14 protein-coding genes and 2 pseudogenes are annotated in these 22,018 nt (G+C 66.1%); 8 read left to right on the forward strand and 8 right to left on the reverse strand.

The window, feature by feature from the left end:
- Window positions 1-791 (reverse strand): annotated as a pseudogene (locus tag C0Z18_RS23660) (glucose-6-phosphate isomerase); the annotation flags it as partial.
- A 382-nt stretch (window positions 792-1,173) separates the two neighbouring features.
- On the opposite strand from C0Z18_RS23660, the gene C0Z18_RS23670 reads away from it, so the two are divergent.
- Window positions 1,174-2,025 carry a lysozyme inhibitor LprI family protein gene (locus C0Z18_RS23670; protein WP_158244284.1) on the forward strand — a complete coding sequence of 284 codons (852 nt, stop codon included), beginning with the start codon at window positions 1,174-1,176 and terminating at the stop codon, window positions 2,023-2,025.
- A 79-nt stretch (window positions 2,026-2,104) separates the two neighbouring features.
- Here the strand turns inward: C0Z18_RS23670 and C0Z18_RS23675 are convergent, their stop codons facing one another.
- Together C0Z18_RS23675 and C0Z18_RS23680 are read right to left on the reverse strand one after the other, a co-directional pair.
- Window positions 2,105-3,706, reverse strand: a complete 1,602-nt coding sequence (locus C0Z18_RS23675; RefSeq protein WP_102647981.1) for an NAD(P)H-hydrate dehydratase — start codon at window positions 3,704-3,706, stop codon at window positions 2,105-2,107.
- Between the two features lie 149 nt (window positions 3,707-3,855).
- A complete protein-coding gene (locus tag C0Z18_RS23680; protein ID WP_102647982.1) occupies window positions 3,856-5,145 on the reverse strand; it encodes an FAD-dependent oxidoreductase in 1,290 nt (429 codons plus the stop codon).
- Between the two features lie 338 nt (window positions 5,146-5,483).
- On the opposite strand from C0Z18_RS23680, the gene purL reads away from it, so the two are divergent.
- On the forward strand, window positions 5,484-9,563 hold the full coding sequence (purL, locus tag C0Z18_RS23685) for a phosphoribosylformylglycinamidine synthase (RefSeq protein ID WP_102647893.1): 4,080 nt from the start codon (window positions 5,484-5,486) through the stop codon (window positions 9,561-9,563).
- A gap of 93 nt (window positions 9,564-9,656) precedes the next feature.
- On the opposite strand, the gene C0Z18_RS23690 is transcribed toward purL, so the two are convergent.
- The 5 genes from C0Z18_RS23690 to C0Z18_RS23710 form a co-directional block, all read right to left on the reverse strand.
- Entirely contained in the window at window positions 9,657-10,436 is a 780-nt protein-coding gene (locus C0Z18_RS23690) for a peptidylprolyl isomerase (protein WP_102647894.1), read from the reverse strand.
- Between the two features lie 113 nt (window positions 10,437-10,549).
- Complete coding sequence (locus tag C0Z18_RS23695) at window positions 10,550-10,867, reverse strand: BolA family protein (RefSeq protein WP_102647895.1); 318 nt, start codon at window positions 10,865-10,867, stop codon at window positions 10,550-10,552.
- Complete coding sequence (locus tag C0Z18_RS23700; RefSeq protein ID WP_102647896.1) at window positions 10,864-11,400, reverse strand: septation protein A; 537 nt, start codon at window positions 11,398-11,400, stop codon at window positions 10,864-10,866. Before C0Z18_RS23700 ends, C0Z18_RS23695 begins: the two co-directional genes overlap by 4 nt.
- A gap of 101 nt (window positions 11,401-11,501) precedes the next feature.
- The gene (gene msrB, locus C0Z18_RS23705; protein WP_102647897.1) at window positions 11,502-11,945 is read right to left on the reverse strand and encodes a peptide-methionine (R)-S-oxide reductase MsrB; all 444 of its coding nucleotides are present in this window, start codon (window positions 11,943-11,945) and stop codon (window positions 11,502-11,504) included.
- A 179-nt stretch (window positions 11,946-12,124) separates the two neighbouring features.
- On the reverse strand, window positions 12,125-13,681 hold the full coding sequence (locus C0Z18_RS23710) for a protein adenylyltransferase SelO (protein WP_102647898.1): 1,557 nt from the start codon (window positions 13,679-13,681) through the stop codon (window positions 12,125-12,127).
- 136 nt (window positions 13,682-13,817) lie between these two features.
- On the opposite strand from C0Z18_RS23710, the gene C0Z18_RS23715 reads away from it, so the two are divergent.
- From C0Z18_RS23715 to C0Z18_RS23740, 6 genes and pseudogenes are all read left to right on the forward strand, one after another.
- Complete coding sequence (locus C0Z18_RS23715) at window positions 13,818-15,485, forward strand: 3-(methylthio)propionyl-CoA ligase (RefSeq protein WP_102647899.1); 1,668 nt, start codon at window positions 13,818-13,820, stop codon at window positions 15,483-15,485.
- 368 nt (window positions 15,486-15,853) lie between these two features.
- Window positions 15,854-17,173 (forward strand): annotated as a pseudogene (locus tag C0Z18_RS23720) (3-hydroxyacyl-CoA dehydrogenase NAD-binding domain-containing protein); the annotation flags it as partial.
- 36 nt (window positions 17,174-17,209) lie between these two features.
- Window positions 17,210-17,851, forward strand: coding sequence for a bifunctional nicotinamidase/pyrazinamidase (pncA, locus tag C0Z18_RS23725; protein ID WP_102647901.1), 642 nt, complete (start codon window positions 17,210-17,212; stop codon window positions 17,849-17,851).
- 150 nt (window positions 17,852-18,001) lie between these two features.
- Window positions 18,002-18,604 carry a hypothetical protein gene (locus C0Z18_RS23730; RefSeq protein WP_146014088.1) on the forward strand — a complete coding sequence of 201 codons (603 nt, stop codon included), beginning with the start codon at window positions 18,002-18,004 and terminating at the stop codon, window positions 18,602-18,604.
- 202 nt (window positions 18,605-18,806) lie between these two features.
- On the forward strand, window positions 18,807-20,006 hold the full coding sequence (locus C0Z18_RS23735) for an efflux RND transporter periplasmic adaptor subunit (protein WP_102647983.1): 1,200 nt from the start codon (window positions 18,807-18,809) through the stop codon (window positions 20,004-20,006).
- Window positions 20,007-20,009: 3 nt separating this feature from the next.
- Complete coding sequence (locus tag C0Z18_RS23740; RefSeq protein WP_102647903.1) at window positions 20,010-21,998, forward strand: MacB family efflux pump subunit; 1,989 nt, start codon at window positions 20,010-20,012, stop codon at window positions 21,996-21,998.
- Window positions 21,999-22,018: the final 20 nt, after the last annotated feature.

Here is a 22,018-nt window from a genome sequence, read left to right on the forward strand (position 1 = left end):
ACCCAATCCCACATCTCGAAGACGTTTTCCTGGGCGATGCCGAACTTGACGACCTCGGCCGGGTTCGCCGAGACGCCCACGAAGTGTTTGGCGAGCGCGCTTTCGGGACAACCGTTTTGGATGAACCAATCGCGCATCGAGCGCGCGTTCGTCATCGTCTCGAGCGTCGTGAACGTCTTGGAGACGACGATCGTCAGCGTTTCCTCGGGGTCGATGCGGGCCATCACGCGCGCGAGATCGGCGCCATCGACGTTCGACACGAAGTAGCTCGAGATCTCGGGATGCGCGAGATGCTCGAGCGCGTGCACGACCATCTTCGGGCCGAGATCGGAGCCGCCGATGCCGATATTGACCACGTGGCGGATGCGCTTGCCCGTATGCCCCGTCCAGGCGCCGCTGCGCACGCGCTCGGCGAAATCGGCCATTTTCGCGCGCTCGGCCGCCACTTGCGCGTGGAACGGCGCATCGGCTTGCGTCGAGCGCAACGCCGTATGCAAGGCCGCGCGGCCTTCCGTCGGATTGACGGGCTCGCCCGCGAACATCGCATCGCGCCGTTTCGCGACACCCGCTTCGTCGGCGAGCGCGATCAGCAGCCGCAGCGTTTCGTCGGTGATCCGGTTCTTCGAGAAGTCGGCCGTGAGCCCGCCGCCTTCGATCGTGAAGCGCTCGGCGCGCGAGGGATGACCGGTGTCGGCGGCGAACCAATCGCGCAGCCGCTCGTCGCGGATCTGTTCGTAATGCGCGGTGAGCGCGGACCAAGAGGAAAGCGAGTTCAGCGTCTTGTGCGTCATGGGCATGGGTCTAACGAAGGGGCTCGGTCCATGAGCTTGGGAAGGCCGGGCGAACCGGACAAGCCAAGCTCGTCGTCTGTCGTCACATCGATTCTAGCGCGCGGTGTCGTGGCGCTCGCGAGCGGCGCCCGCGCGATTGGGCGCTCGTGCCGCCCGAGGTCGGTCAGTATAGCGGCGTTACGCGCTTCGTCGAAGTATCGATTGCGCCCCGCGCATCCGCCGGCGGGCAGCGCGCGCATGCGCTCCAACCACGACGCGGCGCTAACCCGACGGTCAGCCGACAGTCTCCCGACAGCAGGCCGACACCACATCAAATGCTCAGCCGGCGGTATCGAAGGCGCGCTATCATCCGATGTTTTTCACCCCGCAAAAGACGAACGAAATGAAAAAAATGGGCCAATGCGCCGCCGTCGCGGCGCTTTTCGCATGTGCATCGATGAGCGCGTTCGCGCAAACGGCCGACATTGACTGCACCAAGCCGCACCAAGCGGTGGATCGCATGATTTGCAACAACGCGGCACTGCGCGCGCTCGATGCTCGGGCGAACGCCTATTACACGATTTTGCTCGAGGCGAAGCCTGCCGCCGATACGAAGGCGTATCACGACTTCCGTGACAGCCTGCAAACCGACGAGCAGAAGTGGCAGCATGACACGCGCCACGCTTGTGGTGCGCAAGCCGCGTGCCTGACCGACGCCTACCAGCATCGTATCGAGGCGTTGCGCGGGAGCGCGCTCGCGTATCTGGGCCTGACGGTGACGGCCGCGCCCGCGCAGAGCCAGCCCTCGGAACCCTCGATCGACTACAAGAATGCGATCTACCGCGTCGACGGCAAGGACATCACGTTGCTCGAAGGGCAACATACGCAGCCGGCCGCGGACGATTCGTCGGCGCAAGACGTGACGCACATCATCGAGCCGCCCCCGCACGTAGCCGGCAAACTCGGCGGTCGCAACGCCGTGGCCGTCTTCCTGTCCGAGCAAAGTGGAGGCAGCGGGACGTTCTATTACGTCGCGTTGGCCTTCAACGACGGGCGGGGCACGACGTTCAAGATCGGCGATCGGATTCAACCCATCTCGATCGCGATCAATGGCGACGACTTGGTCGTCGGCTATCTGGACCGCAACGCCGACGAGCCGATGGCGGTACCGCCGACCGTGCCGCGCGAACGCCATTTCGCGTATATGAACGGTCAGATCCTCGAACGCCCACCGGCCGCGAGCGCGGCGAAATAACGCGCGGCCGGGCCGGCGCGGGCTCGCGCCGGCCAATGACGCGTCACTCGAGCGTCACTCGGACATCACGCACAGAGTTTCAATCGCGCACCGGGTAGATCGATCGATTGAGCAACTCGCGCACGGTGCTGGCCAATTCGCCGGCCGCGAGTCCCGCCGGGCCTCGGCCCGCGGCCGTCAGCGTCTCGGCGGCCAAGCCATGCAGATAGACGCCGGCCAAAGCCGCCTCATAACCCGGCAGCCCCTGCGCCAGTAATGCCCCGATGATTCCGCCGAGCACGTCGCCCGTGCCGCCCGTCGCCAGCGCCGCATTGCCGGTTGGGTTGATCGCCGCTCGGCCGTCGGGCGAGGCGACCACGGTGCCGGCCCCCTTCAGGACGATGATCGCGCGAAACCGCGCAGCCAGCGACCGTGCCGCGCTCAGGCGGTTCCGCTGGATCGTAGCCGCATCGCATCCCATCAGCCGCGCGGCTTCGAGCGGGTGCGGCGTCAGCACGCAAGGACGCGCTTGGGCCGCATGGCTTGCCCCGGTCGCACCGCGCGCGGCGAGGCTGTCGGCCAGCACCTTTTCGCGCGCGAGTAAGTTCAGCGCGTCGGCATCGATCAAGAGCGGAGCGTCGCAGGCGAGGGCCCGCTCGAGCGAGGATGCCGCTGCGGCGCCGGTTCCCATACCGCACCCGATCGCAATGGCGTCCACCGCCTCGAAACCGAGCGAGCCGGACGGATGCAGCATCAACTCGGGATACGGAGGATCGTAGGGCGGGGCTCCCTCGCCGACGAAACCGACATGAATCTTGCCCGCGCCCGTATGCAAGGCCGCGCGCGCGGCGAGGATCGGTGCGCCGCACATGCCCGTGTCGCCCCCGACGACGGCCAAGCTGCCGAACGTGCCCTTGTGCGAGGCGAACGCGCGGGCCGGAAAATGCGTAGCGAACAGCGCCGTCGCATTGAGCCGGGCCGCATCGGCGGCCACGGGCAAATCGACGCCCAACGGCGCGAGCGTCACGGCGCCGGACAGGTCGCGGCCATGCAACATGTATAACCCCGGCTTCGCGCCGAGGAATGTCACCGTCTCGGTCGCGCGCACGGCGGCGCCGTCCCCGACGATCTGGCCCGTATCGCTGTCGAGCCCGCTCGGTACATCGAGTGCGAGCACCCGGCCGCCGGCACCGGCGCGCCGGGCCATGCGCGCCGCCAACTCGGAGAAGACGCCTTCCAGCGGGCGAGCGAGCCCGATGCCGAAGAGCCCATCGACGATCCAAGCGTAACGCTCGAGCGAGGCCGGCGGCGCGTGCGAGATGGCGACACCGGCGGCATGCGCTTCCGAGAGTGCCCAGCGCGCGTCGCCCGCCGCCACTTCCACGGGCATGCAGACTTCGACAGCCACGCCGGCCTGCTTGAGCCGCGTCGCGGCAACGAGCCCATCGCCGCCGTTGTTGCCCGGCCCCACGGCAATCCAGACGGGATGCTCGGCGGCCAAGGAGCCGTCATGGGCGGCCCGTTCGAGCAGGTATTGCGCGCTCGCGGCGCCGGCACGCGCCATCAGCGTGTGCTCGGGCAGGCCGGCCGCGCCTAGCTTTTCGAGCGAGCGTAGTTCAGCGACGGTGAGCAGGGGAAGCGGCCGGTCGGCCGGTGAAAGCAATTGCGGCGGGGCGGCTGGCGGGGCGGGCACGTGTGTCATGGTCGGCGCAATCATGGTCGGCGCAATCAAAGCGATCTCCCATCCCGGACGTTCGCGGCAGCGCCCGAAGCCGGTCGCTGCGCCTGGGCGCTCGCCCTCGCGGGGCGAGGGCGGGCAACCGAGCGAGCGCCTTACCTTGCGGTGGCGGCTCAGGTCGCGAAGCGCTCGGCGCGCAGCGCCGCGAGCGTATCGGGCGGCACGCTCGGCGCCGCGCCCGAGATGAGATCAGCGACCACTTTAGCAGAGCCGCAAGCGAGCCCCCAACCGGCGGGGCCATGGCCGGCATTGACGAAAAGACGCGGGTGCAGTGCGTTGCCGACGACGGGCAAACCGTCGGGCGAGAGCAGGCGCAGCCCTTCCCAAGCATGCGCGGCCGAAATCTTGGCGGCCCCGGGGATCCAATCGTGCGTGGCCTGGGCGAGCAGTGCCGTGCCCGCTTCCAAGACCGATTCGGCCAGCGGCTTTGCCAGTTCCCGCTCCGGCTGCAGCACGGCGGCGCCGGCCACCCGAATGCGCTGATTCATCCGCGTCATCGACACGCGCCGCACGGAATCGACGACGGTCATATGCGGCGCGCATTCCTCGTACGCGATCGGAGCAGTCAGCGCGAGCATGCGGATCGGGTGCAGCGGCAGCGAAAGTCCCAGCCGCTCCAGCAGCGGCTTGCTGCCGGCGCCGGCAGCGACCACGACCGCATCGCACGAGACGACGTCCACTTCGCGGCTGCTCTTACGTTCGCCCTCGGCGGGAGCGAGTTCGACTGCCGCCCGCTGATTCTCGAGCCGGATCGCCTCGACGGCGCGGCCGAACAGGAACTGCACGCCGCCTTGCTCGTCGAGCACCTGTTTGAGGAGCTTCGTAAAGAGCGGGCAGTTGGCCGTGCGCTCCTGCGGGAACAGCACGCCCCCGGCAAACGCGGGCTCCGCGGGCACCGAGCGCTCGGCTTCGGCACACTCGGCGGCCGACAGCACGTTATGGTGCATTTCGAATTCGCCGAGCAAATCGAGCGCGCTTTGGGCTTGCTCCCATTCGCGCGGCTGGCGCGTCACGTGCAGCACACCCTCGCGCTGCTCGAATTCGAGATGAAAGCCGGCTTCGATCGATGCGATGACTTCACGCGAGAGATCGACGAGCGGACGAAGGCGCAGCCATTGGTGGCGGAATGCTTCGGGCGCTTGCAGGCGCGCAAGCTCACGGGCGAAGCGGCGCGCGCTCGAATTGAACCCCGGCCGGTACACCACGCCGCGGCGGCTGCCGAGGAAGGTGGGACCGAACCACGCATCGAGCGGCGTGGGCAGCACGATACCGCCGTGGCCGTAGGTGGCGCCTTGGGCGACCGTCGCATGGCGCTCGACGACGCACACGCGGTGGCCGGCTGCGCGAAGCTGGAAGGCGGTGGCGACGCCGACAATTCCGCCGCCGATGACGATGACATCCATGAATGAGCTGGTACGGTGCACTGCGGACAGCCACGGCGCATGGGCGCGGCAAGCGCCGTGCCGAATGCGAAACGCAAGGCGGGGGCCGTGGCGCTCGCTCATCCGCGCGGCTTCGCGCCGATGAGGCAAACCGCGCATGATAGCGCCAAACGCCCGCCGATGGCTCGCCAAGCGGCGCAAAAACCATGCGAGCGTGGTGCGAACGCCCGCCCGAATGGCTTACTACGGCCTATGGGGGACCGACTTCCGGGTATAATCTCTGTCTTCTTTTCGCCTCACGTCGTGGCATGCGCGCGCGAACCGCGCGATGCGCGACCCATCGACGCCTACGTCCTTCCATGGCCCACTTCTCGTGCTTCCCCGGTGCTTCGGCGCTTTCCGATTTCCGTCAAACCCGTCTGCTCGAAACGCTTGCCCGCATCGACGCGAACATCGTCGGCGTGCGCGGCCAGTACCTGCATTTCGTCAACGCCTTGACGCCGCTGTCGGCGCAAGACAACGAGCGGATCGAGGCGCTCCTGCACTACGGTGAGCCATTCGCGCCCGGCGAAGGGCGCGGCGCACAAGAAACGTTTCTCGTGCTGCCCCGCCTCGGCACGGTCTCGCCATGGGCGAGCAAGGCGACCGACATCGCGCACCACTGTGGGCTCGAGCATCTGCGCCGCATCGAGCGCGGCGTCGAATTCACCGTCGTGCTCAAAACGGGCCTGACGGGTCTGCTCGGCGGCAAGAAGGCGCTGTCCGACGAAGCCCGCGCGGCCGTGGCCGCGGCGCTTCACGACCGGATGACCGAGAGCGTGGTCGCCTCGCGCGAGGACGCCGTGCATTTGTTCGACGAGCTGCCGGCCAAGCCGCTCGCGACCGTCGACATTCGCGCGCACGGCCGCGCGGCGCTCGAGCGAGCGAACGGCGAGTTGGGCCTTGCATTGGCGGACGATGAAATCGACTACCTCGTCGATGCGTTTTCCAAGCTCGGCCGCAACCCGACCGACGTCGAACTCATGATGTTCGCGCAAGCGAACAGCGAGCACTGCCGGCACAAGATCTTCAACGCACAGTGGACGATCGACGGCGAGGCGCAAGACATCTCGCTGTTCCAGATGATCAAGAACACCGAAAAGCTCAATCCGCAAGGCACGATCGTCGCCTATTCGGACAACTCGTCGATCATGGAAGGCGGTCCGGCCGAGCGCTGGTTCCCGCGTGCGGCCGCGGCCGGCGAGCATGGCGCGCTCGATCAGCGCTACGGCCGCCACGTAGAGCTTACGCACACCTTGATGAAGGTGGAGACGCACAACCACCCGACGGCGATCTCGCCGTTCGCCGGCGCGGCGACCGGCGCGGGCGGCGAAATCCGCGACGAAGGCGCGACGGGACGCGGTGCGCGACCCAAGGCCGGCCTCACCGGTTTCACGGTGTCGAACCTCGAGTTGCCGGGTGCGACCGAGCCGTGGGAAAACGCGCGCGATTGCGCCCAGCCGCGCGCGCTGCGCAATCCGAACGAACAGCACGCGGCGTACGGCCGTCCGGATCGTATTGCCTCGCCGTTGCAGATCATGATCGACGGCCCGCTCGGCGGCGCCGCGTTCAACAACGAATTCGGCCGTCCGAACCTGGGCGGCTACTTCCGCGTCTACGAGCAAAACGTCGGCGGTCAGGTGCGCGGCTATCACAAGCCGATCATGATCGCGGGCGGGATCGGCAACATCTCCGACGCGCACACGCACAAGCACGATCTTCCCGCGGGCTCGCTGCTCGTCCAGATCGGCGGCCCCGGCATGCGCATCGGCATGGGCGGCGGCGCGGCCAGCTCGATGGCGACGGGGGCCAACACGGCCGAACTCGACTTCGATTCCGTCCAGCGCGGCAATCCCGAGATCGAGCGGCGTGCGCAGGAAGTCATCAACGCGTGCTGGCAGCTCGGCGCGCACAATCCGATCCTGAGCATCCACGACGTCGGGGCGGGCGGCCTGTCGAATGCGTTCCCTGAGCTCGTCGACGGCGCGGACAAGGGCGCGCGCTTCGAGCTGCGCCAAATCTCGCTCGAGGAAAGCGGTCTTTCCCCGCGTGAGATCTGGTCGAACGAAGCGCAAGAACGTTACGTCCTGGCCATCGCGCCGGCCGATCTGCCCGCATTCGAGGCGATCTGCTCGCGCGAGCGCTGCCCGCTGGCCGTCGTCGGCGTGGCCACCGAGGAGCGCCAGCTTCAGCTCATCGATGCGCAAGCGGAAGGCGAAGCCGCATACCCCGTCGATATGCCGATGGACGTGCTGCTCGGCAAGCCGCCGCGCATGCACCGCGACGTGACGCGAGTGACGGCCGAGCGTGCCGGTGTCGACGTCACCGGCTTGTCGCTGCCCGATGTGGCCGTTTCCGTGCTCAAGCACCCGACGGTGGCAAGTAAATCGTTCTTGATCACGATCGGCGATCGTTCGGTGGGCGGCACGAGCGTGCGCGATCAGCTCGTCGGGCCCTGGCAAGTGCCGGTGGCCGATTGCGCGATCACCGCGGCCGATTACGCGGGCTTCCGCGGTGAGGCGATGACGATGGCCGAGCGCACGCCGCTGGCCGTCATCGATGCCCCCGCGTCGGGCCGCATGGCCGTAGGCGAAGCCGTCACGAACATCGCCAGTGCGCCGATCGCGTCGCTCGACAAGCTGAAGCTGTCGGCGAACTGGATGGCGGCCTGCGGCACGGCGGGCGAAGACGCCGCGCTGTTCGATACCGTGAAAGCGATCGGGATGGAGCTGTGCCCCGCGCTCGGCATCAGCATCCCCGTCGGCAAGGACTCGCTGTCGATGAAGACCAAGTGGGACGAGCAGGGCGTCGCCAAGGAAGTCGTCGCGCCGGTCTCGTTGATCATCTCCGCGTTCGCGCCCGTCGAGGACGTCCGGCGCCATCTCACGCCGCAACTGCGCCGTCACGACGAGGTGGGCGAGTCGGTGTTGATCGCGATCGACCTCGGCCGAGGTAAGCACCGCCTCGGCGGCAGCATCCTCGCGCAAGTCACGCAGCAAGTGGGCGATACGGTGCCCGACGTCGACGACGCCGAAGATTTGAAGCGCTTCTTCGCGGCCATTCAAGCGCTCAACGCGAGCGGGCGTTTGCTCGCTTACCACGACCGCTCGGACGGCGGCTTGTGGGCGACCGTCTGCGAAATGGCTTTCGCGGGTCACGTGGGCGTATCGCTCAATGTCGATATGCTTACGCTCGACGCGGGGCATGAATTCGACTACGGCGACGCAAAGGATTGGGCCAAGCAAACGAGCGGCCGGCGCGAGGACCAGACGATGCGCGCGCTGTTCTCGGAGGAACTCGGCGCCGTCGTGCAAGTGCGCGCCGCCGAGCGCGACGCCGTGTTGGCCGCGTTGCGCGAACATGGCTTGGGCGCTTGCTCGCATGTCATCGGCAAGCCGAACGAGCGCGACGTCATCGAAATCTACCGCGACGCGAAGAAAATCTACGACGCCCCGCGCGCCGAGCTCCATCGTGCATGGAGCGAGGTGAGCTGGCGTATCTCGCGTCTGCGCGACAACCCCGCATGTGCCGACGCCGAGTACGACATGCTGCTCGATGCGAACGATCCCGGCATCGCGCCGCATTTGACGTTCGATCCGAACGAGGACGTCGCGGCGCCGTTCTTGAACCTCGCGGCGCGTCCGCGCATCGCGATCCTGCGCGAGCAGGGCGTCAACTCGCATCTGGAAACGGCGTACGCGTTCGACCGGGCCGGCTTCGACGCCTACGACGTTCACATGAGCGATTTGCTGTCGGGCCGCGCGACGCTGGCCGACTTCAAGGGCGCGGTGGCCTGCGGCGGCTTCTCCTACGGCGACGTGCTCGGCGCGGGCGAGGGCTGGGCGAAGACGATACGCTTCAACCCGCAATTGGCCGATATGTTCGCGGCATTCTTCGGGCGAGCCGATACGTTCGCTCTGGGCATCTGCAACGGCTGCCAGATGATGAGCAGCCTGGCGTCGATGATCCCGGGCGCCGATGCGTGGCCGAAGTTCACGCGTAACAAGTCGGAGAAATTCGAGGCGCGTTTCTCGTTCGTGCGGGTCGAATCGTCGCCGTCGATTTTCTTTGCGGGCATGGAAGGCTCGCGCATTCCGGTGGCGATCGCGCACGGCGAAGGCTTCGCCGACTTCTCGCAGCAAGGCGATGCCTCGCGCGTGGCGGTGGCGATGCGTTTCGCCGACCATCATGGCGAAGCGACGGAACGTTATCCGTTGAACCCGAACGGCTCGCCGCAGGGGATCACCTCCGTCACGACGGCCGACGGCCGCTTCACCGTGCTGATGCCGCATATGGAGCGCGTGCACCGCACCGTCACGATGAGCTGGCACCCCGAAGGCTGGGGCGAGGCGAGCCCGTGGATGCGCGTGTTCCGTAACGCGCGGCGCTGGTTGGGGTAAGCAAACCCAACGCCCTGAAACGACAATGCCGCCCTCGGGCGGCATTGTTACTTGCGGCTCGCCGTATCGACGGCGAGAAGCGGCGACTCGGACTTACTGAATCTTCGCCTTCGAGCGCAGGTTCTGTTCGAACGCCTGCACCTTTTCCTGCTGGATCTGCTGAACGATCTGCCCCTTCACCTGATCGAGCGGCGGCGGGGTGATGTTGCGGATGTCGTCGACACGGATGATGTGCCAGCCGAATTGCGTATGCACGGGTGCATCCGTCATCTGGCCTTTTTGCAGCTTCTCTGCGGCGGCGGCGAATTCCGGCACGTACGTATGCGGGTTCGCCCAGTCGAGGTCGCCGCCGTTCTTGCCCGATCCCGGATCCTTCGAGAATTGCTTGGCCAGGTCTTCGAACTTGGCGCCGCCCTTGATCTTCGCGATCAGGTCCTTCGCTTGCTGTTCGTTGTCCACGAGGATGTGATGCAAGTGATATTCCTTGCCGCCGGCTTGCTTGACGAGTTCGTCGTAGCGCGCCTTGACCTCGGCATCGGACGGCTTGTTCTTCGCGGCGTAATCTTCGATCAGCGCATGCAACACGACGCTTTGTTGAGCCACGGCCATTTGCGCCTTGACGTCGGGGCGGTTCGGCAGGCCCTCACGCACGGCTTCTTGCATGAGAATCTCGCGATTGACGAGTTCGTCGCGAACGGCTTGGTGCAGTTGCGGCGTGTCTTGCTGGCCTTGCTTGACGAGTTGGCTCACCAGCGCGTCGGCGCGCGATTTCGGAATGGCGGTGCCGTTGACGACGGCGATGTTCTGCGCGAAAGCCGGAGCGGCAGCGAATGCAGCCAGCATCACCCAGAGACGGGTCTTTTTGTGGGTCATCGGAAGTTCCTAGCGTTCCTGTCGAAATGAATCGGTTCAGTCAGCGCGCCTCCGCGAAAGGGGGGGGCGCTAGAGGTTCAACCCTGCGACGAGATGGGTTTCACGCGCGCGTTTCACGCGCCGGGCAGCCGCGCAAATTCCTCGGGCGTGTAGGCCATGATCGCGAGCGCATGAATCCCGCGTTGCATAACGTCGGCCAGCGCATCATACACTAGCCGGTGCCGCGCCACGCGGGGCTTGCCCGCGAATGCCGCCGCCACGATCGTGACCGTGTAATGCCCGCCGGCGGCGGCGCCCGCATGACCCGCATGCTGCGCGCTATCGTCGCGCACGGCGACCGACTCGGGAGCGAGCGCGGCGCTCAGCCTCGCTTCGATAAAGGCGATGCGCACCTCGGCGGACGCGTCGAGAAACTCGGAGGGCGTGCTCATTGCTCCTCCTCCTTCATGTACTTCGCCAGCCAAAGACTCTGGATGACGATGAACACGACCATCGCCCCCGTCGTACCGAACAGCTTGAAGTTGACCCACTGCGCCTCGGTAAAGTTGCCGACGACGTACAAATTAGCCACGCCGAGCGCGACGAAAAACAGCGCCCAGGCGATATTGAGCTTGTCCCAGATGGCGTGCGGCAGCGTCAATTGCTTGCCCATCATCGATTCGATGACGTTCTTGCGGAAGCCGTAACGCGCGACGGTCAGACCGACGGCAAAGAGCCAATACAGCGCGGTCGGCTTCCATTGGATGAATTTCTGATTGTGCAGCACGAGCGTGGCACCGCCGAATACGACGATCACGCCCAAGCTGACCCACAGCATCGGATCGACCTTCCGATGGCGAAACGCCACCCACGCGACCTGCAACAGCGTTGCCGCGATGGCGACGGCGGTGGCCGTGAAGATGCCCCACAGCTTGAATGCAACGAAAAACAGAATGATCGGGAACAGGTCGAAGAGAAATTTCATGAAGGCCGAAGAGTCCTAAAGCGTCGATGGACGGGGCGCGCCCGGCGCCGAGGCACTCGTTCATCGCCGCGCGGGGCGCGGCGATGCGGAGGCAACCGGCGCTACTTGGGCTCGAATTGTAGCGCAGCCGAGTTGATGCAATAGCGCAGCCCCGTCGGGGCAGGGCCATCTTCGAATACGTGGCCGAGATGCGCGCCGCACTGCTTGCAGCGCACCTCGATGCGCAACATGCCGTGCGTGCGGTCGGTCTTCTCCTCGATCACCTCGCCGTTGATCGGCTTGAAGTAGCTCGGCCAGCCGCAGCCGGCGTCGAACTTCGTCGACGATTCGAACAGCGGCGTGCCGCAGCAGACGCAATCGTAGACGCCGCCTTCCCAATGGTCCCAATAGCGGCCCGTAAAGGGACGCTCGGTCGCGGCGTGGCGCGTCACTTCGTATTCGATGTCGGACAACTGCTCGCGCCAGCCCTCATCGGTCTTCTTGACCTCGTAGGTGTCGCGCGAAGCGTCGGAGGAATCGGTCAAAGCGCTCGGGCGTTCGTTCATGAGATGTGTCTCCGTTTAACGATGACGGCGCAGCTCGTGGCGCGCCGGGTGAAGGGCATCGGCCGCGCTCGATGACGGGCCATATCGGCTAATACGCCGCCGGCCGGCATTCGGATGCAAGGCGCGAGGCGGCACGAAAGGTACGAGACCGGTACGAGACAGCGGCAAAGCGCCTCGGTTCACGACGAGCAGCTCACTTCGAGCGAACCGGCCCAGTCGGGCGGCAGCGCCGCATAGGCCTCGTTCTCGGGCTGCTCGTCGAAAGGGCGGCGCAGCACGGCGGCGAGCCGCTCGAGTTCCGAAAAGTCCTTTTCCTTCGCGTGCCGGATCGCCGTCTCCGCGAGGTGATTGCGCAAGACGAACTTCGGATTGACGCGATTCATCGCCTCGCGCCGCGCCGCATCGTCGATCGGCTCTTGCGCCAGTCGCGCGCGGTAGTCGGCCAGCCAGCCGTCGATCGCGGGCAAATCGAGAAAGAGGTCGCGCACGGGGCCGTCGCCGCTCGCGTCGTGCTTCGAGACCTGCGCGAGGCGCCGGAACGTCAACGTGAAATCGGCGCGGCTCGCATGCATGAGCGCGAGCAACTTGTCCGCGAAAACCGAGTCGCCCTCGCGTTGTCCGGTCAAGCCCAGCTTGGCTTGGAAGCGGCCCTCGAGCTCGGGCGCGAAGTGCTCCTTGAAGCGTTCGAGAGCGGCTTGCGCGTCCGCGACGGCACGCTCGGTGCGCGCCGCTTCGTCATAGCGCTCGCCGATCAGCGGCAGCAGCGCCTGTGCGAGGCAAAAGCAATTCCAGTAGGCGATCTGCGGCTGCATGCGGTAGGCGTAGCGCCCCTGCGTATCGGAATGATTGCAGATATAGCCCGCGTCGAAGCCGTCGACGAAACCGAACGGGCCGTAGTCGATCGTGAGCCCGAGGATCGACATGTTGTCGGTATTCATGACCCCATGGCAAAAGCCCACGGTCTGCCACTGGGCGACGAGCCTGGCCGTGCGCTCGACCACGACGCCGAGCAGCGCGAGAAACGGATCGTCGGCCTCGCGGCAGCTAGGGTGGAAGCGGTCGATCACGTGCTCGGCCAACGCCCGCAACTCGGCGGTCCGGTCGGCGGCGTAAAAATGTTCGAAATGCCCGAAGCGCACGAAGCTGGCGGCAACACGGGTCACGACCGCAGCCGTCTCGATCTCCTCGCGGCGCACCGGCAGATCCGAGCCGACGATCGATAGCGCTCGCGTCGTCGGAATGCCTAGATGATGCATGGCCTCGGAGCACAGAAACTCGCGGATCGACGAGCGCAACACGGCACGGCCGTCGCCCATGCGAGAGTACGGCGTGCGGCCGCTGCCTTTCAGTTGAAGCTCGAAGCGTTTGCCCGCGTGCTCGATCTCTCCGAGCGAGAGCGCGCGGCCGTCTCCGAGCTGTCCGGCCCACACGCCGAACTGATGGCCCGAGTAGACGGATGCGTACGGTAACGATTCGCCCGGCCATTCGCGCGTGGCGTTACCGGCGAACAGTTCGGCGAACCCCGGCTCGGACGCGATCGCGGGATCGAGCCCGAGCATGCGCGCCACCTCGTGGCTCACGCCCACGACATACGGGTCCGGCAACGGCGCGGCCGGCAAGCGGGTGTGGAAGGCGCTGCCCAGCGCGGCGAATGCGCCGGGGCGCCGGATCGATAACGCGTCGGCGAGCGACGAGATGCGTGCCGACGGCTCGGCGACGCCTGGGGAAAACGACATATTGAGGGCCTCTGGGTTACCCGATATTGTAAGTCGCCGCTTCGCGGCGTGCTGAGCGCGGCTCGAGCCGCCCGAACGCCCGGCGAATCGAGCTTGACCGGCCCTAACCGTATTACCGCGCGAGGAGACCGCTTTCATGCCAATGCCGTTGCTGGGCCAGATGATGGATGTGCAGTTGAACGTGTCGACGCTGCTCGTGCATGCGGCGCGATATGCGGCGGACACCGAGATCGTGTCGCGGCGCATCGAGGGCGATATTCATCGCTATACCTACCGAGACTGCGAGCAGCGGGCGAAGCAACTCGCGCAAGCGTTGATGCGGTTGGGTGTCGAGCCGGGCGAGCGCATCGGCACGCTTGCTTGGAACGGCTATCGCCACCTCGAGGCTTATTACGGCACGACGGGCTTCGGGGCCGTCTGCCATACGATCAATCCACGGCTCTTCCCGGATCAAATCGCTTTTATCGTCAATCACGCCGACGACCGTTACGTCCTGTTCGACACGACCTTCGCGCCGCTCGTCGCCACGCTCGCGCCGCGTTGTCCGAACGTGAAAGCATGGATCGCGCTGGCGGACGACGCGCACATGCCCGAACTGGATGCGCCGTTGCTCGGGTACGAGTCGCTCGTGAGCGCCGAAGACGGGGACTACGCGTGGCCCGCGCTCGACGAGCGGCTCGCGTCGTATCTTTGCTATACCTCGGGCACCACGGGCCATCCGAAAGGCGCGCTGTATTCGCACCGCTCGGTCTACTTACATGCGTTGGGGGCTGCGTTGCCCGATGCGATGGGATTTTCCGCACGTGACTCCGTGCTTCCCGTCGTACCGATGTTCCATGTCAACGCGTGGGGGATTCCGCATGCCGCCCCGTTGGCCGGCTCCAAACTGGTGTTGCCCGGCAAAGATCTCGACGGCAAGTCGCTGTTCGACTTGATGCAGGCCGAACGTGTGACGTTTTCCGCGGGCGTGCCGACGGTTTGGATGAGCTTGCTGACCCACGTGAAGTCGATCGGCGCACGCTTCGCGTCGCTCGAGCGCACGGTCATCGGCGGTTCGTGCTGCCCGCCGTCGATGCTCGAAACGTTTGAAGACGAGTACGGCGTGCGGGTGATACACGCTTGGGGAATGACCGAAATGTCGCCGCTCGGCACGCTCGCGCGACTCAATTGGGAGCAGTCGCAACGTCCACTGGAGGAGCGGCGGCGCTTGTTGAAGAAACAAGGCACCGTGATTTGCGGGGTCGATATGAAGATCGTCGGTCCCGACGGGCAGGAGTTGCCGCGCGACGGCGTGGCATTCGGCGATCTGCACGTGCGCGGGCCCTGGGTCATCGACCGCTACTTTTCCAAAGACGAATCGGCGAGCGAACCGTCCGCCCTCGTGGACGGGTGGTTTCCGACCGGAGACGTCGCGACGATCGACCCGGACGGCTTCCTGCAGATCACCGATCGCAGCAAGGACGTCATCAAATCGGGCGGCGAATGGATTAGCTCGAGCGAGCTGGAAAATGTCGCGGTTGCGCACCCCGAGGTAGCGGAAGCCGCATGTGTCGCGTGCCGTCATCCGAAGTGGGACGAGCGGCCGCTGCTCGTCGTCGTGAGGCGGCCGGGCGCGAAGGTAACGCGCGAAGCGTTGCTTGCGTTCTACGAGGGCAAGGTGGCCAAATGGTGGATACCCGACGATGTCGTCTTCGTCGACGAGCTCCCGCATACGGCCACCGGCAAGCTGCTAAAGTTGAAGCTGCGCGAAATGTTTCGCGACCACGTCTTGCCGACGGCTGGCGACGGCACGACGGCGGGTTGACCACGACCGCGCGCATCGCACCACCGGTGCATGGCCTCTAAAATGCACGACCGTTCGATTGTGTGTATCCTAGCCTGCACGACGAGCAGAGCGCGCGCTGCGTCGCTCAACCAGGAGGCACACCGATGGTAGTGGACTATACGATCCGCGACGGCGTGGCCGTCGTTTCGCTCGATCATCTCTCCCTCGACGATCCGCCGATGTGGGAAGCCATCGCGGCGACGCTGGAGCGGGCGGCCGCCGACGCCGGTGTCCTCGCCGTCGCGCTGACCGGTACGCGCTCGGGAAAGGCCGGGACCGGGGCCGATTGCACGCTGGCGGAACTTCTCGCCGCCGTCCGGGCGGGGTCCGCCTTCTCGCAAGACTGGTTCGTCGAGCTCGCATCGACACCGGTGAGCCGGGCGTTGCGCCATGGGTTCATCGCCGAGCGCGCGGCCGCCGAGATCGCCGATGTGCCGGACGGAACGCCGCTGCGCTGCGTTGCGCGCGTGGCCGTGATCGGCGCCGGCACGATGGGCGGCGGCATCGCCATGAACTTCATGAACGCGGGGTTGCCGGTGGTGCTCGTCGAGTCGAACGAGCAGGCACTCGAACGGGGCCTCGCAACGATTCGGCGCAACTACGATGCCTCCGTCAAGAAAGGCAAACTAACCGAGGCCGAGCGCGACGCGCGTCTGTCTCGCGTGTCGCCGACGCTCGCTTACGATGCGATCGCCGACGCCGACCTCGTCATCGAAGCCGTGTTCGAAGAGATGGGCGTCAAAGAGGCCGTGTTCCGCCAAATCGACGCCTTCGCCAAGCCCGGCGCGATCCTCGCCACGAATACGTCCACGCTCGACGTCGACCGAATCGCGAGCATGACGAAACGTCCCGGGGACGTCGTCGGCATGCATTTTTTCAGCCCGGCGAACGTCATGAAGTTGCTCGAAGTGGTGCGCGGCCAGGCCACCTCGAAGGACGTGCTTGCCACCGTCATGCGCCTCGCAAAGACGATCGGCAAGACGGCGGTCGTATCGGGCGTGTGCGACGGGTTCATCGGCAACCGCATGATCGAACAGTATTTCCGGCAGGCGCTATTCATGCTCCAGGAAGGCGCCATGCCCGAGCAGATCGACGGCGCCATCGAGCGGTTCGGTTTTGCGATGGGGCCGTTCAGGATGAGCGACTTGGCGGGCAACGAGATCAGTTGGGCGATCCGCAAGCGCCGGTATCGCGAAATGCCGTCGCTGCATTATCCGCGCGTGGCCGATCGCCTGTGCGAGGCGGGCCGCTTCGGCCAAAAGACCGGCGCGGGCTGGTACGACTACGAAGGCGGCAAGCGCGAACCGCGCGTATCGAAGCTCGTCGCCGAACTGATCGTCGAGCATTCGGCCGCCATCGGCTGCCCCCGTCGAGCGATCGCCGACGACGAGATCGTCGAACGTCTGGTCTATGCGCTCGTCAACGAAGGCGCGAAGATTCTGGCCGAGGGTATCGCGTCGAAAGCGTCGGATCTCGATGTCGTTTATTTGAACGGCTATGGTTTTCCCGCTTCGCGCGGCGGCCCGATGTACTACGCGGACACGGTCGGGCTCGATCGCGTCGAGCAGGCGATTCGCCGATATGCGTCGCAGGTGAACGGCGACGGATGGGAGATCGCGCCGCTGCTGGTCGAGTTGGCGCGCGGCAAACGACGCTTTGGCAATTAGGCGCACACGGCGCGAGGGCGATCTGAGGAGAACGTGATGAAAGGACCGGGCGACGTGCTGCTCGTCGTGGACATGCAAAACGATTTCATGCCGGGCGGCGCGCTCGCGGTGCCGAACGGCGACGAAATCGTGCCGCTCGTGAACCGTCTGGCGGCCGGCTTCGAACATGTCGTCCTCACGCAGGATTGGCACCCGAGCGATCATCGCTCGTTCGCCGCCAACCATGAGGGGCGGCGGCCCTTCGAGAGGGTGACCCTCGGCTACGGCGAGCAAGTGCTGTGGCCCGTCCATTGCGTCCAGGACACACCGGGCGCGGCACTGCATGAAGGGCTCCGTATCCCGCATGCGAGGCTCTTGATCCGCAAAGGGTACCGGCGCGACGTCGATAGCTATTCCGCTTTCCTCGAGGCCGATCGAAAGACGCCGACCGGCCTCGCCGGCTATCTGCATGAGCACGGCGTCGAGCATGTATGGTGCTGCGGGCTCGCCACCGATTATTGCGTGGCATGGTCGGCGCTGGATGCGCGCGCGGCCGGTTTCGACGTCACCGTCATCGAGGACGCGTGCAGGGCGATCGATCTCGACGGATCGTTGGCCCGCGCGTGGCGGCAACTCGATGCCGCAGGGGTGATGCGCATCGGTTCGGAACGCTTATTGACCGAGACCACGCGCGCATAGAGGCGGCGGCGCGCTTGCCTTCGCCACGCCGGTGAACGAGCGCCCCCGAATCGGGGAGCTTGGCGTGCACTTCGCGGTCCAAGCGCAGGATCGTCGCGCTGCACAGTGCGACGCGACACTTCGCCGATCGCCCCATGGAGGATGCACGTCATGAATTACTACACCGAGCACCGCTACCTCGAACCCCGTGATTTAACACCGGCCAGAACCCCCGAGCGCTATGCCGCCGTGGTCGGGACGGCCGTGCTTTCGACCGAGCACGAGATTACCGGACGCGACGGCGAGCACTGGCAGTTCTATGTCGATACGGGCAACGGCGTGCGCTATCAGGTGGACGTCAACATCCAATCGAGCGACGGGGAAGCGACCGAGATGTATGTCGGCGCGGAAAACCTCGATCCGGCCGGCGTCACGCCCGACGAACCCTTCGGTTCGCCGCAATACGGCATCTTCCCCGCGGCCCTGAGCTATGCCGGTATCGGTCTCGCCGATGCGATGTTCCAGTCCGTCGATTCGGTGCGCATCCGCCAGCAACTCGAAGCCGCGCTCGCGCAGTCGAGCTTCGTCGCTGTCTACGGCTTCGTGTTCGACGACGGCGGAGCGCGCGGCAAAGGCATTCACGAGACGCATCTGAACGTGGCGCACACCGACGAGGACGGCGCGCTCGCGGTCTACAGCAAGGACGCGAACGGCCAGCCGCAGCGCACGTGGTTCTTCTTCAAGTTCGCCGAGGACCACATCGCGGCTCGCTAGAGCCGGGGGGCGCGGCAACGAGCGCGCGTCAATCTCGGCGCGCGCTTCTCTCATTAACATTCGGTAACAAGACCGGCGTCTCTCGAAGTTTTCGAGACGATTACAGTTCCTCGCTCGATCCGCGCGCCATGACCTCGTGCATGGCGCCGCGGCACATCACTGCCGCCGACCGTCGCTCGTCACGCGGCGCCACGATCAACGCATGTCCATACTCCGAAACCGCCGCCTATTGGCCGGCGCGAGCGCGCTCGCCGCTCTGATTGTTGCTGTCGCCGGTTACCGGCACTTTACGTCGAACGAAGCGCCACCTCATTTGACGGCAAGCGTCGAGCGGGCCGATCTCGAGGATGCCGTGCTCGCGGTCGGCACACTGTACGCGCACCGGCAGGTCGATGTCGGCGCTCAGGTCTCGGGGCAACTGAAATCGCTGAAAGTGCAACTCGGCGATCCGGTGCGCGAAGGGCAGGTGTTGGCCGAGATCGATCCGACGCTGCTCGAGCATGCACTCGGGCAAGCCCAAGCCGCGGCACGCTCCTTGCTCGCGCAGCGCGCGGCAACGGACGCGCGCTTGCGGCAAGCCGCGCTCGCCCTCGAAAGGGAGCGGCAACTGTGGGCGCGCGAGGCCACCTCCCGCGAAGCCCTCGAGCGCGCCGAAGCGCAGTGGCAAGTCGAGCGTGCCGATTTGAGCGAACTCGACGCCCGCTGCAACGGCGCGCGCATCGAAGTCGACAAGGCTCGGGCCAATGCGGGCTACACACGAATCGTCGCGCCGATGTCGGGGCATGTCGTCGCGATCGTGACCCGCCAGGGTCAAACGGTCATCGCGGAGCAGCAGGCCCCGGTCATTCTCAAGCTCGCCGATCTCGACACGATGACGGTCAAGGCGCAGGTATCGGAAGCCGACGTGCTGCGCGTCGAGCCCGGCGAGCGGGTGCACTTCACAGTCTTGGGCGATCCGGACACACGTTATGAAGGCACGGTCCGCGCGATCGAACCGGCGCCGCAAGATTTCGCGGAGCCATCGCCGACCGGGGGCGGGGGCTCATCGGCGGGCGGCTCCTCGCGAGGCGGTGCGGCCGTGTTCTACAACGCGCTATTCGAAGTCCCCAACCCCGAGCATCGGTTGCGCATTTCGATGACGGCCCAAGTTTCGATCGTGCAAGGGGCGGCGAAGGGCACGCTCGTCGTGCCGGCGTCCGCGTTGGGCGCGAAGGGGGCCGACGGCGCCGTCGCCGTGCGCGTGCTGACCGGCGACGGCCGCGTCGACACCCGCCAGGTCCGGATCGGGATGAACAATCAGGTCAAGGCGCAAGTGCTCGAGGGATTGAGCGAAGGCGAGCGCGTCATCGTCGGCCAAGCGCCGGCGGACGATACGGCCGGCCATGCCGGCGAAGAGGGCTGATCGATGGCCGAACCGTTGCTGGCGCTGCGCGGCGTGGCGCGCCGCTATCTGTCGGGCGACAAGGAGATCGAGGTCCTGCGCGACATCGATCTCGATATCGCGGCAGGCGAATTCGTGGCGATCATGGGCGCGTCGGGCTCGGGCAAATCGACGCTCATGAACGTACTTGGCTGTCTCGATCGACCGAGCGCCGGGCTTTACCGCGTCGGCGGCGTCGATGTCGGCGAACTCGAGCCCGATGCACTGGCGCAATTGCGCCGCGAGCGTTTCGGTTTCGTCTTCCAGCGGTATCACTTGATGCCGCATCTCACCGCAGCCGACAACGTTCAGGTCCCATCGGTCTACGCCGGCGCGACGCGGTCCGAGCGCATCTCGCGATCGCAAGCCCTACTCGCGCAGCTAGGTTTGGCCGACCGGGCCGGGCACCGTCCGAACCAGCTTTCGGGCGGTCAACAGCAGCGCGTGAGCATTGCGCGGGCCTTGATGAACGATGCCGATGTCATCTTGGCCGACGAGCCCACGGGCGCACTCGATAGCCAGAGCGGAAGCGAGGTGATGCGCTTGCTTTGCGAACTGCATGCGGCCGGGCGCACGGTGGTGCTCGTCACGCACGACGAGCAGGTTGCCGCCTATGCACAGCGCGTCGTCGAGATGCGCGACGGGGCGATCGTCGGCGATCGCCGGCGTGCCGGCGCAACGATCGCTTTCGTGGCGCCTGGAAAAGCGCCTGCAACGCCCACCGCGGCTATGAGGCCGGTCACTGCCGCGCGCTCGATGCCACTTCGTTTTATCGGGGCGCGCGTCGGCCAGGCGCTCGCCACGGCTTGGGCAGCGCTGCTGGCGCATCGGCTGCGCACGCTGCTGACGATGCTCGGCATCGTGATCGGCATCATGGCGGTCGTATCGATCGTGGCCGTCGGCGAAGGCGCGAAGCGCTACATGCTCGATGAAATCGGCGCGATGGGCACGAACACGATCGACGTCTATCCGGGGCGCGACTGGGGCGACAGCGACGCGAGTCAAATCAAAACGCTCGTCGCCGCCGATGCGGATGCGCTCGCCCACGAGCCTTACGTCGATAGCGTCACGCCGGGGGTCAACCGAACTGCAGTCATTCGCCATGGCAACGTCGATGTTCAAGCAACGGTCACCGGCGTGGGGGAGCACTACTTTCAGGTGCGTGGGCTGAGGTTGGCCCAGGGCATCGCATTCGATTCGGAGGCGGTGCGCCGCACCGCGCAGGTCGCGGTGATCGATGCGAACGCGCGCCGCAAGCTGTTCGGCGCGCATGCCGACGTCATCGGCGAAACGATCTTGGTCGGTAACGTGCCTTGCGTCGTGATCGGCGTGGCGGCCGAAAAGCGCGCGATGTGGGGCGGCGGCATGAACGAGTTGACGGTGTGGGTGCCTCACACCACCGCCAGCGCCCGACTCGTGGGCGGGCGCCGGCTCGACGGCATCATCGTACGGATCAAGGCGGGGCAGCCGAGCGAGGCGGCCGAGCGCGGCGTCGTCGAATTGCTCACGCGCCGTCATGGGCGCAAGGACTTCTTCACCTACAACATGGATACCGTCGTCAAAACGGTCCAGTCGACCGGGCGGGCGCTGACGCTCCTGCTCTCGCTGATCGCCATCGTCTCGCTCGTCGTCGGGGGGATCGGAGTGATGAACATCATGCTCGTGTCGGTAACCGAGCGTACGCGGGAGATCGGCATCCGGATGGCCGTCGGCGCGCGGCGCAGCGATGTCATGCTGCAATTTCTCGTCGAAGCCGTGCTCGTCTGTTTGATGGGCGGGACCATCGGCATCGCGCTGTCGTTCGGCGCTGGCTTCGTGTTTTCCGCGTTCGTCGATCAATGGAGCATGATCTTCTCGACGAACTCACTGATTTTCGCCGTGGCGTGCTCGACGGCGATCGGCGTTGCATTCGGTTTCATCCCCGCTCGCAATGCGGCGCGGCTCGATCCGGTGCAAGCGTTGGCGCGCGATTGAACCGGGGGCTCCGTGATGTC

Source organism: Trinickia dabaoshanensis, assembly GCF_002879885.1.
Lineage (GTDB): Bacteria > Pseudomonadota > Gammaproteobacteria > Burkholderiales > Burkholderiaceae > Trinickia > Trinickia dabaoshanensis.